Annotated in this window: 11 protein-coding genes and 2 riboswitches; of the genes, 10 read left to right on the plus strand and 1 reads right to left on the minus strand. The window is 38.5% G+C overall.

The window, feature by feature from the left end:
- Nucleotides 1–52 precede the first annotated feature (52 nt).
- Entirely contained in the window at nucleotides 53–1,243 is a 1,191-nt protein-coding gene (locus tag AACW45_RS07360) for a sensor histidine kinase (RefSeq protein ID WP_190632421.1), read from the minus strand.
- Nucleotides 1,244–1,629: 386 nt separating this feature from the next.
- Nucleotides 1,630–1,807: riboswitch (cyclic di-AMP (ydaO/yuaA leader) on the plus strand.
- Nucleotides 1,808–1,895: 88 nt separating this feature from the next.
- Between AACW45_RS07360 and ntrB the strand changes: the two genes are divergently transcribed.
- The 10 genes from ntrB (at nucleotide 1,896) to AACW45_RS07410 (ending at nucleotide 13,044) form a co-directional block, all read left to right on the plus strand.
- The gene (gene ntrB, locus AACW45_RS07365) at nucleotides 1,896–2,747 is read left to right on the plus strand and encodes a nitrate ABC transporter permease (protein ID WP_190632422.1); all 852 of its coding nucleotides are present in this window, start codon (nucleotides 1,896–1,898) and stop codon (nucleotides 2,745–2,747) included.
- An 81-nt stretch (nucleotides 2,748–2,828) separates the two neighbouring features.
- Nucleotides 2,829–4,271, plus strand: a complete 1,443-nt coding sequence (locus AACW45_RS07370; RefSeq protein WP_190632423.1) for an ABC transporter substrate-binding protein — start codon at nucleotides 2,829–2,831, stop codon at nucleotides 4,269–4,271.
- 53 nt (nucleotides 4,272–4,324) lie between these two features.
- On the plus strand, nucleotides 4,325–5,161 hold the full coding sequence (locus AACW45_RS07375) for an ABC transporter ATP-binding protein (RefSeq protein ID WP_190632424.1): 837 nt from the start codon (nucleotides 4,325–4,327) through the stop codon (nucleotides 5,159–5,161).
- A 38-nt stretch (nucleotides 5,162–5,199) separates the two neighbouring features.
- Nucleotides 5,200–5,312, plus strand: a riboswitch (cyclic di-AMP (ydaO/yuaA leader).
- A gap of 254 nt (nucleotides 5,313–5,566) precedes the next feature.
- On the plus strand, nucleotides 5,567–6,211 hold the full coding sequence (locus tag AACW45_RS07380; RefSeq protein WP_096644821.1) for a universal stress protein: 645 nt from the start codon (nucleotides 5,567–5,569) through the stop codon (nucleotides 6,209–6,211).
- 244 nt (nucleotides 6,212–6,455) lie between these two features.
- Nucleotides 6,456–7,793 (plus strand): ArsB/NhaD family transporter, encoded by a 1,338-nt coding sequence (locus AACW45_RS07385; protein ID WP_190632425.1) that lies wholly within the window; start codon nucleotides 6,456–6,458, stop codon nucleotides 7,791–7,793.
- Between the two features lie 225 nt (nucleotides 7,794–8,018).
- Nucleotides 8,019–8,627 (plus strand): hypothetical protein, encoded by a 609-nt coding sequence (locus AACW45_RS07390; protein ID WP_190632426.1) that lies wholly within the window; start codon nucleotides 8,019–8,021, stop codon nucleotides 8,625–8,627.
- Between the two features lie 506 nt (nucleotides 8,628–9,133).
- A complete protein-coding gene (locus AACW45_RS07395) occupies nucleotides 9,134–10,978 on the plus strand; it encodes an OmpA family protein (protein WP_190632427.1) in 1,845 nt (614 codons plus the stop codon).
- Nucleotides 10,979–10,993: 15 nt separating this feature from the next.
- Nucleotides 10,994–11,491, plus strand: coding sequence for a Rab family GTPase (locus tag AACW45_RS07400; protein ID WP_096644817.1), 498 nt, complete (start codon nucleotides 10,994–10,996; stop codon nucleotides 11,489–11,491).
- Nucleotides 11,492–11,893, plus strand: a complete 402-nt coding sequence (locus AACW45_RS07405; RefSeq protein ID WP_096644816.1) for a hypothetical protein — start codon at nucleotides 11,492–11,494, stop codon at nucleotides 11,891–11,893.
- A 35-nt stretch (nucleotides 11,894–11,928) separates the two neighbouring features.
- Nucleotides 11,929–13,044, plus strand: a complete 1,116-nt coding sequence (locus AACW45_RS07410) for a sensor histidine kinase (protein ID WP_190632428.1) — start codon at nucleotides 11,929–11,931, stop codon at nucleotides 13,042–13,044.
- Nucleotides 13,045–13,140 lie beyond the last annotated feature (96 nt).

Genomic DNA, 13,140 nt, shown 5'->3' on the forward strand with positions numbered 1-13,140 from the left:
TTATGCAAAGATACAAAATTATTTTTTGCGTCTATGCACATAATCAAATTTTTTATATTTTCAATTCTAAGGGGAAAATCACAGTAAAAGTAGAACCTACGCCAATATTTGAAACTAAATTAATTTCCCCTTGCAATAGTCTTACCAGTCGCGCCACTATTGCTAAACCTAAGCCAGTACTTCCAGAAACGTAGGATTTATGAATAGAACCTACGCGGAAATAAGGCTCAAATATCTGAGTTTGATTTTCTGGGGAAATACCAATTCCTGTATCCTTAACTGCGATCGCCCATTTTTGATTATCCACTACCTGAGAGCTAATCTCAACGCTGCCCGAATTGGTGTAACGAATGGCATTACTAATAAGATTAGTAACAATTTGTTGTAATCTAAATGGATCTGTGAGTATGTAATGAGGATTAATTTCACAGTTTTGCACCAGCGCTAAGTTTTTTTCTTGCGCTAGCGGTGCTAACATTTCCACTACATTGTTGATTAACTCACATACATTAGTGAATTCTAGATCCGGCTGAATTTTACCTGCTTCATAGCGGGAAACTTCGAGAATATCATTAATTATTCGCAGTAAATGTCTGCCATTGCGTAGCACTCGCTCTATATGCTCTAAATTTACTGGGGTATTATTTTTACCATTGTGCTGTCGTTGTTGGCGTAAAAATAAATCTGAGTAACCAATAATTGAAGCGAGGGGACTTTTGAGTTCGTGTGCTAGTTGATTGAGGTAATCTTGATTAGTATTAACGAGGCGATTTAGTTCCTCATTATGGAGAGTGAGCGAATTATACAGGTGTTGTAATTCCCGCAAACGTTCTTCAAAATAACTATTAAAACATCGCGCGATCGCTTCATCAATTACAGTATCAATTAAACGCATCACCCGTACAATTGCTACTGGTGTTCCCTGTAATAAATCTGGTTCTAGAGTGTCAATTATCACCCTGCGTAGTAAATGATATTCTCGCGCAATTTCTTCGGGATCGAAACCTTGCTCTGCCCGTAAAATGCCATGCTGCAAACTAGCAACTACAATAGATTTCACATCATTACCCACAGATGTGGAAAGTACTGTCACCATTGCTTCTAGCACATCAGGTAAATGATTTTGAATTGCTATGTATGATAAATCATCAGCACTTTCTATATATTTATCTTTACGAACCTCTAATACCCATTTTTGGGCAATAGTATCAGTTTTATCAGCCAATACTTGACTAAAATCCATTATTTTAAATCTTGTAAATAAAATAGATGACGAAAATTATCTATGGAAATAGTTTAGCAAGATAAATATTTAATGGATGAACTTAGCAAAACTGACCACTACCTGAAGATAGATATTTTTATTAGGCTTTTTTCTTGATAAATGCTGTGGTTGCTTAATAGCTTGCTCGGTAAATCATCGGGTAATGTATCATATTTACCCTTGAGCTTGAGACAATGGATAATTATGCCTACGCTCGTCTTGATGGTGCGGTTACTAATTCAGTATATAAAACTTAACAAATACTCAACACCGAGAATATTTATGGACTTCGAGTAGTTAAATCAACAACTTTTATCTTGAGAGAGATATTTTTACGGAGAAAGCATGTTATATTATGCCCAATTAGAGTAAGTCAGCCTAATCTAGCGGCTTTCAGTAGGTAACGCTAGAACGGAGGAACCAAATTTTGGGGCGTATCTCTTGCGGGATCGAGACTCATTCTTGAGAAATCATCCTGTAAAAGAGGGGCATCTCTCAGCCCTAGCCCGTCAGCTAACTTCGTAGGCATTGAGAGGAGACTGAAGAGAAGACATTTTTGTAATCTCATCAGTGTCCAAGGCTGGTACTGCTCGGATTATTGTACCCGTGCTGATATCTGTTGAGGTTGTAAATGATCTTGCAACTAAATATAGCGGCGATTTTGGCGATCGCTGGACAAGCCGCTTGGAAAAAAGCTAAACCTGTCATAGTCCAAGATGTTGTCATCCTCCCCGCATTAGGATTTTTAGGCATCATCTTACTGTGGTGGATTGTGGCACTATTCAACCATGAATTAATGCCCACCCCACCAGAAGCATTAGTTGCGAATTTGGACTATATTTTAAACCCCTTTTATGAAAGAGGGCCGGGTAACCTAGGAATTGGTTGGCTATTAATTGCCAGCTTGCGCAGAGTCTTGCTAGGTTTTCTATTAGGAGCCATAGTAGCCATTCCCTTGGGATTTTTAATTGGCATGTCCAAACCGGCAATGTTAGCCTTAAATCCCATCATTCAAATCTTTAAACCAGTATCACCTTTAGCTTGGCTACCAATAGCTTTAGCTATCTTTAACCTGGCAGATCCTTCAGCGATTTTCGTCATTTTCATTACCTCCCTCTGGCCGACAATTATTAACACTGCCTTAGGAGTTTCTAGCGTTCCCAAAGATTATTTAGATGTCGCCAGAGTCTTAGAAATTCCGCGTTGGCGGCGAATTACCAAAATTATTTGGCCTGCTAGCCTACCATACATTTTTACCGGATTGCGCATCAGTTTAGGCATTGCTTGGCTAGTAATTGTTGCCGTAGAAATGCTCACCGGCGGTATTGGTATCGGCTTCTTTGTTTGGGATGAATGGAGCCGTTTAAATTTAAGTTCAGTATTTCTCGCCGTATTCGTAATTGGTATTACTGGATTAATTTTGGATTACGCCGTCGCCAAACTTCAAGAATTAGTAACTCGTCGCCCAACAGTTGCTAAATAAATTGAATCTGGCTTTCTTAATTACGAATTACGAATTACGAATTATTTCCCCCTATTAATCACCTCGGCTGGAGCCAAATCTATGGCTGCTTATAACTGGACTAGACGCGATTTTATCTTAGGAATGGGAGCAACAACCGCCTCAATGGCGCTCTCTTCTTGTGCTATAAAAGGTAATACTGGCGCTACAGGACTCAGCGAAGAAGCCTTAGCCATAGAACCAGTAGTTAGATCGCAAGACTTAGAAAAGCCAGATATTACTGTTGGCTACGTACCTGTAAATGATTGTGCGCCATTTGCGATCGCCTGGAAAAAAGGCTTCTTTCGCAAATATGGCTTAAACGTCAGACTCAACCGCGAAGCCAGTTGGGCGACTTCCCGCGACGGCTTGATTTTTGGGCGTTTAGATGCTGCGCCTGTCGTCTCTGGTGCAGTCACCAACGCCAGAATTGGAGCTGAAGGCGCACGCCATGCACCCCTCTGCGCCGGTATGACAATACACCGTCACGGTAACGCCATGACGATGAACAAAGCCATGTGGGATTTTGGCTTGCGTCCGTGGTACGAGTATCAAGAAAAATATGGCGATGGTGCTTTAGAAGCCTTCGGTAGAGATTTTCGCGGTTATTTTGACAACCAGCCTCCAGAACGCAAAGTTTGGGCGGTAGTCCTCAGTTCTGCCATCTACGAATACTTTGTGCGTTATATTTCTGCGGCGGCTGGTGTCGATCCCTTAAAAGAGTTTCGTGTCATAATTGTCCCACCACCGCAGATGGTAACCAACGTGCGGATTGGGGCAATGCAAGCTTACATGGTTGCCGAACCTTGGAATACTAGAGCAATTACAGGCAACGAAGGTATCGGTTTTACCTTTGCCCAAGGTAAAGAAGTTTGGTTAGGACACCCCGATAGGTTATTGGGAGTGATGGAATTATTTATCGATCAATATCCCAAAACCTATCGTTCCCTCATCAAGGCGATGATTGAAGCTTGTCAATATTGCAGTAAGCCAGAAAATCGCCAAGAAGTTGCGGAATTAATTACAGATAGATCCTTTACCGGCGCAAAACCGAAACAGCCAGGCGCGCCAATTACCAAATTTACCGGGCCAGGAATTTTAGGCAATTATAACTATGGTGGATTTGATGGTAAAGACCGCACCATTACAGCTGCTGACAATACGATTTTCTTTGATATCCCGGATAACTTACCCAAACAACCAAAAGAACACTCGACATTTTTGTGGCGATCGCGCAGTATTTGGTTAATGACACAAGCTGCACGTTGGGGACAAATTAAAGAATTTCCCAAAAATGCAGAAGAATTAGCCGCTAACGGTTGGCGCACAGATATTTATCGCGAAATAGCCGCAGAAATGGGGATTGAATCCCCAAAAGATGATTACAAAGTTGAACCAAAAGAAGTATTCATTGATAAAAAAGCTTTCGATCCTAGCGATCCTGTGGGCTATTTAAATAGTTTTGAAATTAGGGCGAAATCTCCTATTCGTTTCTATATGTCTTAATTTCACAGTAGCAAGATTAACTGACGACTCAATATTTGCCGGAGCATTTGATGATGAAATCTACCTCATTACCTATTAATCCCCATAACCAAGTTATGCCCGCTACGGGATTTTTGGAAATTGAAAATTTAGTCAAGTCATATCCAACACCAGATAAAGGTAATTTTGTCGTTCTCGATGGTGTAAATCTTTCCATTGGTGCAGATGAATATATATCAGTAATTGGGCATTCTGGTTGCGGTAAATCAACTTTGTTAAAAATTGTTGCGGGATTAGAAACAGCAACTTCTGGATCGGTACGGCTAGACGGTAAAGAAATTCGCCAGCCGGGTGCAGAAAGGATGATGGTATTTCAAAATTACTCGCTTTTACCTTGGTTAACAGTGCGAGAAAATATCCGGTTAGCTGTAGATGAAGTGCTAAAAAATGCTAATCGCTCTGAAAAAATTAGCATTGTGAACGAACACTTGGCAATGGTAAACTTGACGGCGGCTGCTGACAAATATCCCGATGAAATTTCTGGGGGTATGAAACAGCGTGTGGGCATTGCTAGAGCTTTAGCAATTCGTCCAAAAATGTTGCTGATGGATGAACCTTTTGGGGCGTTAGATGCGTTAACTAGAGGTAAATTGCAGCGACAAGTATTAGATATCTGGGAAAAACATCGCCAAGCCGTGATGATGATTACTCACGATGTAGACGAAGCAATTTATATGTCAGATCGCATCGTCTTAATGACAAATGGCCCCGCCGCCACCATCGGAGAAATCTTAGAAGTACCTTTTTCCCATCCACGCGATCGCGCAGCCATGCGTAACTCGAAAGAATATTTTGAATTGCGCAATCATGCCTTGAATTTTCTGGATCGCTATTTTACCCAAGATGAATAATTTAGATTATGATGCTTTTAGTGGGTAGCCTAATTCAAATTCGGTAAAATCTGAATTTGAAACGGAGGAACCAATGTTTGGGGCTAATCTTTATGAGAGACACCTTCCAGTCTTAGCCCGTCAGCTAACTCCGTCGGCAGTGGAAGGAACCGCCAAAAACTTTGGCTTTTATACCAGTTGTTATTGGGGTTTCTTTTACCGATTTTAGTTATTAGTCATTGGTCATTAGTCATTAGTCATTAGTCAGTGGTAAAAAATTTGAGCAACTGATAACTGACAACTGTACAGACGCGATTAATCGCGTCTCTGACAAAGGATCAATGACAAAAGACAAAGTTGGTTACCCTGCTTCTCATTTAGTCATTTGTTTCATGGGAGAGAAGTTAAGCTGTGAAAATCAAGCCAATGCTAGTGCGCCTACAAAGCACCATCGGTCGAGATGACTTAATTGAGCAAATGGTATTGCTACCAGAGCCAAGAAAAACACTTTCTAGAAACGCCGATCCAGCAAAACCAGTCAACTTAATTGTCGCTTATGATGCTTCTCCCAAAAGCCATACCGCCTTAGATATCGCTTTTTGGATTGCCCATCAAACACGCTTGGCTACTAATACATCAGTTACAGTTCAAGCAGTTTATGTGGTAGCAGATAAGCAAAAAAGCCAGTATTCAGATATCTTTAGTTTGACTAGACATATTACTCCTTTAGAATGTCCAGCCAGCAACGTCTCGAAAACTGTCACCCCCGTTTTAACTCAACCAAAACTACAAGCAGTAGCGCCACATTTACAAGAAAAATCCTTAGCTGTTATCCAAAAAGCAGACCAAATTCTTTGGCAAGCACGTAGTCTTGCAGAAGAATGGCAAGGTTCTTTTAAATCTCATTTGCGTTTTGGTATAATTGGTTCAGAACTGAGAAAAGTTGTAGAATTAGAAAGTGCCGATATTTTATTTATCGGTTGTCATTCGGTTCATCATCCTATTATCAAAGCACTAGGTTCTGATTTCCCTTCCGCAGTGTTAGGAATACCTAGTTGTATTGAAGAATAAACTGAAGAATTCAGGCTGTTGAGTTCAGTTCCTCTTCATTTCACTCAGGTTCTTAAATATTCCTATTTGATTGCTGAAAAAACTTTGTATATACCTAACTTGCCTTTTCCCTGTTCCCTGGTTTGTGTTCCCTGTCTGTTTAAGTGATTTCAAAAATCAAATAGGATTTTTAGATCCACAAGTCACCTATACTTAGGTGGCTTTTTTCATTATTATGCAGTTATAAGAATAGAGGATAGACAGGGTGGAAAATTGGCAAGCGCTCCTGAGCATCATTACTTTTATATCTGTCATCGTCTTCATCATGACAGAATGGGTACATCTTACCATTGCAGCCTTTTTAGGAGCATTATTACTAGTTTTTACCAACGTCATGACTTTAGAAGAAGCCGTTGGATATATCGGCAATAGTCATGGCACACTCGGTTTATTCTTTGGAGTCATGGTACTAGTAAGAGCATTTGAACCTACCAAAGTATTCGATTACTTAGCTACGCAAATGGTATTACTAGCTAAAGGTGATGGTAAGCGACTGTTACTAGGTATTATTGCCATTACCACACCGATTTGTGCAGTATTACCTAATGCCACAACAGTGATGTTATTAGCGCCTTTAATTCCGCCAATGGCGCAAGAAATCGGCGTTAATTTTGTCCCCTTATTAATTTTGATGGTATTTGTTGCTAATAGTGCTGGCTTATTAACACTTGTTGGCGATCCGGCTACGTTTATTGTCGGTGATGCTATTAATATCAGCTTTACAGATTATTTATTACGCCTCAGTTTAGGTGGTGTAATTGCCGTCATCACAGTCACAGCCACATTACCATTTTTATTCCGCAAAATTTGGCGGACAAAACTCGAAAATTTAGAACAACTTCCACATCCAGAAATTAATCATCCCCGTGTTTTATTTATAGGCGGGTTGATTATTGCTTTTGTACTACTATTTTTTGTCATTGGCGAATCTCTACCAGTTCCCATATCACCTGCGGCGGTTGCTTTATTAGGCGCTGGTTTAGCTTTACTCCTATCTCACCAAAGCAAAATCGATTCAGTTAACAATATCTTGCGAGATGTAGACTGGAGTACCTTAATATTTTTTATGAGTATTTTTGTGCTGATTGGTGGATTAGAAAAAACTGGAGTAATTAATAGCCTCTCCGGTTTATTAGCAGCAATTTTAGGAAAAAATATTATCTTAGGTTCAATAGCTTTAATATTTTTTGTTGGGATATTATCTAGCGTTGTCCCCAATATTCCCTTAGTCGTGGCGATGGTTCCCTTACTCAAACAATATGTTGTTAACGTCGGATTAGCACCAGCAGAAGTTCTCGCATCCGATTTTCAAGGACAATTTCCGCCAGAGGTATTACCACTGTTTTACGCCATGATGTTTGGTGCTACTTTAGGCGGTAATGGCACATTAGTAGGCGCATCATCTAACATCGTCGCCGCCGGCGTCTCTGAACAGCATGGACGGCGCATATCTTTTAACACATTTCTTCACTATGGTATCCCAGTAATGATACTGCAACTAGTGACTTCGGCTTTGTATGTGTTGTTTCGCTTTCTCCTGTAAGTATTTAGCGGTGAATATTCTCGAAACCTAATTACCCGAAGATTTTTTTTAATTATTACTTAATATTTACCAAAGTCAATCTGTATACAGATGCATTTCTATCTTTAGGGGGATGCATCTATTTGTGGTATTCAATGATTCCACCTTACGGAGAGATTTTTGCTCTCTAGATCTGGTAAAACAACTATAAGTACAACTAATTACACCCTGAAAAGGATTAAACCCATGAACCCGCCTGAAGAATACATCAATAATAATTTGAGAGAGCCAGGTCAAGGGGTTTCGGCATCTGATATCAATAAATCGCAATTCAATGGTACAAATCTTAGCGAAATTAACAGTTTAGATAGAGTCAGAGATATTCTTTTTGGTAATCAAGTTAGGGAGGTTGACAAAAGATTTGCACGGTTAGAAGAACGCCTAACTAAGGAATTAACTAACCTGCGTGATGAGACAAAAAAACGCTTAGATTATTTAGAAACTTATATTAAAAAAGAAATAGATTCCTTAACAGAACGCTTAAAACATGAGCAATTAGAAAGAGATGCAGGTGTGAAAGCACTAGCTGAAGAACATAAAAATCTGACTATTTCTCTAGAAAAAAAGATTACTCAATTAGATGAACATACGACTAATAGCCAAAGAGAACTCCGCGAACATCTCCTAAATCAATCTAATAGTCTCCAAGATGATATTAGGCAAAAATATGAAGAGATTATAGCGTTACTAGAACGGGAATCTCAAGAACTGCGGCGAGAAAAAACCGACCGTTCTCAGCTAGCTTCTCTATTTAGCGAACTAGCGATTAGGCTGAATAATGATGTGAAATCATGATAAAAGTAAGGAGAGAGGATTTTTCCGCCTCTCCTTTCTAATACCAATTCTCTGTAAACTGCACTTACAGTATATTTCAGGTAAATGAGGTACGCGCTTCGGGGCATGGCAGTGCCAGTGCCCCTACAATCAACGATCATCTTTACCTCACCAACTGGCAATCTGCTGTAATAATTGCTTAGTTTCTCTTGGCGTACTTGGCGGTTCATTAAATAAATATTAAGTGCATCATAACGAATTGGTATAAATTACATTTTCATAATAAAAATATATCTTCAAATTATCAATTGAAAAATTAAACCTTATTTACAAGACAACACAGATGACCTAACATTCCCTGATTCTCTCTGCGTTCTCTGCGTCTCTGCGGTTTATAAAAAAATATCAATAACAAAATTTTAAACTTTACTCAACCTTCTTAATTTATGGCAAATATTATAGCTATTAAATGCTTAAAATCAAAAATATTGAAACTCATAACAGGTATAAATTAGGGGATTTTAAATATGAATAAAAAATCCACCAATGGCATAAGTAAACAATCCCTCACACAAAGTAATGGTAGCCAAATTACTGTCAGCCCTGGAAATACAGAAGACAATCAGCAATTAGATAAATCACCAATATTAACAAATAACGATCAACAAAAAATTAACGATGAATTAAATATACTGCGCAGTTTATTACTGGGTGTTGAACCAACTCAACTTAATAAACTCTACGAAAGATTAAATAATCCCCAAATTCAAGCAGAAGATATTAGTCGCTTGCTTCCAGACGCGGTAATTTTACGAGCAAAGCAAGATAAACAATTAGGTGAAGCGATAGTATCTACTGTGGAAACAGCTATTCATTCTTCAGTCACGCAAGACCATAATATACTTTCAGAAGCCTTTTTTCCTATTGTGGGGCCAGCTACGCGCAAAGCAATTTCTACTGCCCTAGAAGAGATGATGCAATCGCTCAATCAAACTTTAGAACATAGCTTATCACCTCAAAGTTTGCGTTGGCGTTTAGAAGCAAGAAGAACAGGTAAATCATTTGCAGAAATTATCCTGCTGCGGACGCTGGTTTATCGTGTAGAACAAGTATTTTTAATTCATAAACAAACTGGATTATTACTGCAACATTTAGTAGCACCAAGAGTCACTAGTCAAGATCCAGATTTAGTATCAGCGATGCTGACAGCGATTCAGGATTTTGTCAAAGATTCTTTTACTGTGGACAAAGCTGAAGGATTACACAGCTTGCAGTTTGGCGAATTAACGATTTGGGTGGAAGAAGCGCCACAAGCTGTCATCGCCGCAATTATTAGGGGGACAGCACCGCAAGAATTTCGGGTAACTCTGCAAGATGCGATCGCTAAAATTCATTTAAGATTAAGTAGCGAAATTAACACATTTAACGGCGATACAGAAACAATGGCAGCCAGCAAGCCTTATTTAGAGGCTTGTTTAGTCGATAATATTAAGTATACATATAAAAAAAATTATACTTATGCCTGGACTTTTTTAGGTACAATAGCGATCGCTACTGGGATTTGGGGTTTTCTCACCCTCAGAGAACAATTTCGTTGGCATTCCTATATGCAAAAACTGTCAACGCAACCGGGAATTGTTGTTATGGATACCAAGCAACACCAAGGTAAATATGTAATTTCGGGAATGCGCGATCCTTTAGCAGTAGATCCCCAAACCCTCATCAAGTCAGCGAATCTCAACCCAGAAAAAGTAATCGGTCAATGGCAACCTTACCTATCCTTAGAGCCAAAATTAGTTACTATAAGATCTGAGAAATTACTGTTACCACCAAAAACAGTATCATTAACAGTTGATGACAATGGCATTCTCCATGCTACTGGTTATGCCCCGCGTCAATGGATTTTAGAAACGCGAAAATTATGGCGCTTTATTCCCGGTGTCAATCAATTTAACGATACAAATCTTCAGGATATTGCACTGAAGCAATTAAAGTTATATAAACAGCAAATTGAACAAGAAACACTATTATTTGTAGAGGCAAAAACCGAATTAATTCCAGGTGAAGCTGATAAACTCGCTAAATTAGCGAACACAATTAATCAGCTATTAGCTACTGGTAAATATCTCAATAAAGAGATTAGCCTGCAAATTACAGGACACACTAGTTCTACTGGAACCGAACCAATCAATAATTTGCTTAGTCAAGCCCGTGCTAACACGATATTATCTTATCTAAATTCCCAAGGAATCAACACCAACAAATTTAAAGCTGTGGGTGTAGGCTCCAACCTATCTTTAAACTCAGAAGCAACACAAGCGGCTAACCGCAAAGTATCTTTTAAAGTATTCGTAACCGATACTTCTCGCTGAAGTAATTATCAGTTTATGCTCCAGAAAAAAATCTGTATGGTAGGTGCATTTGCTACAGGTAAAACTAGTTTGGTGTCCAGATTTGTGAGTAGTATTTTTTCAGAAAACTACCATACCACTGTGGGCGTAAAAATAGATAAAAAAACGGTCAATATTCAAGATAAAATCATCAATCTCATTCTTTGGGATCTCTATGGCGAAGATGAATTTCAAAAAGTCCGCATGTCTTATTTACGGGGTTCATCTGCTTATTTATTAGTTGTAGATGGCACGAGAAAAAATACTCTAGAAAAGGCTTTAAACCTCCAGAGTAGAGTAGAAGAAACTATCGGTCAAGTTCCTTTTATTATGATGCTGAATAAATGCGATTTGACCGATGAATGGGAGATTGACGCGGTAGAAATTGATGCAATTAAACAAAAAAATTGGATTGTGATGAAAACCAGTGCAAAAACTGGTCAGGGTGTAGCAGAAGTTTTTCAAACTATTGCTGAGAAAATAATGGATGAATAAATGCTAGATGTTCCCACTCCTGTGATTGCTTATCTATTAACTTTTATTTTAGAAGAACTGTCTTTAGCCTATCTTCTAGTCAATAAAGACGGCTGTTTATCTGCTTGGGGAGGAAAATTAGCTGCTTACGGAGTTAGTAACCTCAAAGTAGGAGAAAAAATTAAAGAAAGAGTCTTCTTTTTAGAAGGTATGTTGCCATTAGATGATTTTCCGTTATTTTTACCCAGATTAAAAACCGAATATGGCATTTGTGCCGATGTTCATCTATTTCCTTCAATAGAAGGAGATTGGATCTTAATGTTAGATGCAACTAGGGATGAGAGAGATTATGCATTTATTCAACAAAATGCTAATGAATTTAGTTTATTGCAAGAGAAATTAGCCAAACTTTTTCAGCAGTAATTGAGATAAAAATTAATTTATAATGGCGTAAACTAATGACTGACTCTATCACAGACGACTTATTCGCAGCTTTGAATATTCTAGTGTTAGAGCGACTGCACCTTGGAACTTTTAAAATTACTGGTACAGTCCCAAATTGGTTAAGACATTTTTGTCATCCCAGGGTGACATCAGGTACAGAGGTATTAATTCCTGAACAACAGTTTCCTTTTTTAGAAAACTTTTTGATTGATGCTGAAGAATTTTGGCAAAATCATAGCCCAAATAAACTTAGTTCTGGCTTCTGGACTGACAATGATTTAGCTGGTAGAGAATATCACTTTGAAGCCTCAGCTATTTCTTTAAATAACAGAAAATTTTTATTAATTGAACTATTAAATGATGTTTATATAGAAAAGCAAGATATTATTCAAAAAGCCAGAGAAAATCAATTAAAGTATCAACAATTAGTAAAAGATAAGCAAAAAAAAGAAGTTTTAATTCATTGTATAATTCATGATATAGCCGGACAGTTAAGCAGTATTAATTGTTGTCTAGCTTTGTTGGAATTTGAAAGTTTAACACCAAAAGGACAAGAAAGGCTAGAAATTGGCAGACACCAGACAATTAAGCAAGAAACGCTGATTCGGGAAATATTAAATGCATTCTCTGAGGAAATGCGATCGCTTGAAGCCTTTACCCTCGATCCAGAACAAGCACCGAATATTTTAGCTTCTGTGCAAGAGGTAATCAAGCTGCTGAGTCCAAGTTTCACGCTAAATAACGTCAAATTACAACTAGCCAGCAATATTGATGTTACAGCAGACTGGAGAGTAATAGGCGATCGCTCTCGTTTAGATCGGGTAATGTCAAATTTAGTAGAAAATGCATTGCGCCACAGTCCGCCAGACTCTACAGTAGAAATTGGTTTACAGCCAGATGAAACATCTATTCTCGTGACAATTGATGATCGCGGTACAGGAGTAGCACCAGAAATAGCTAACAATTTATTTCAAAAATTTACCCAAGGTGGGCAAAAATCAGGTAGATCTGGATTAGGACTTTACTTCTGTCGCATTACAGTTGAACGTTGGAGCGGTAAGATAGGTTATTTACCTCGTCCTGATGGTGGTTCGCGCTTCTGGTTCCGTTTATTAAGACCTGAAACTTAAGTTCCCGATTTTAATTTCCAGTTTTAATTAACAGTATTTAGCAAAAAATTAGGGTACAAAATATTGCACCCTAATTGGCGAAATCTATAGATTAAT

It is taken from the genome of Calothrix sp. FACHB-168 (assembly GCF_963889195.1).
Classification (GTDB): domain Bacteria; phylum Cyanobacteriota; class Cyanobacteriia; order Cyanobacteriales; family Nostocaceae; genus Aulosira; species Aulosira anomala_A.

Excerpts from the sequence above, each read along its gene's own strand:
- AACW45_RS07400 (WP_096644817.1), top strand. The coding sequence starts at position 10,994 with ATGCTCCAGAAAAAAATCTGTATGGTAGGTGCATTTGCTACAGGTAAA.
- AACW45_RS07375 (WP_190632424.1), top strand. The coding sequence starts at position 4,325 with ATGAAATCTACCTCATTACCTATTAATCCCCATAACCAAGTTATGCCC.
- AACW45_RS07360 (WP_190632421.1), bottom strand. The coding sequence starts at position 1,243 with ATGGATTTTAGTCAAGTATTGGCTGATAAAACTGATACTATTGCCCAA.
- AACW45_RS07380 (WP_096644821.1), top strand. The coding sequence starts at position 5,567 with ATGCTAGTGCGCCTACAAAGCACCATCGGTCGAGATGACTTAATTGAG.
- AACW45_RS07405 (WP_096644816.1), top strand. The coding sequence starts at position 11,492 with ATGCTAGATGTTCCCACTCCTGTGATTGCTTATCTATTAACTTTTATT.
- AACW45_RS07395 (WP_190632427.1), top strand. The coding sequence starts at position 9,134 with ATGAATAAAAAATCCACCAATGGCATAAGTAAACAATCCCTCACACAA.
- AACW45_RS07390 (WP_190632426.1), top strand. The coding sequence starts at position 8,019 with ATGAACCCGCCTGAAGAATACATCAATAATAATTTGAGAGAGCCAGGT.
- AACW45_RS07410 (WP_190632428.1), top strand. The coding sequence starts at position 11,929 with ATGACTGACTCTATCACAGACGACTTATTCGCAGCTTTGAATATTCTA.
- ntrB (WP_190632422.1), top strand. The coding sequence starts at position 1,896 with ATGATCTTGCAACTAAATATAGCGGCGATTTTGGCGATCGCTGGACAA.
- AACW45_RS07370 (WP_190632423.1), top strand. The coding sequence starts at position 2,829 with ATGGCTGCTTATAACTGGACTAGACGCGATTTTATCTTAGGAATGGGA.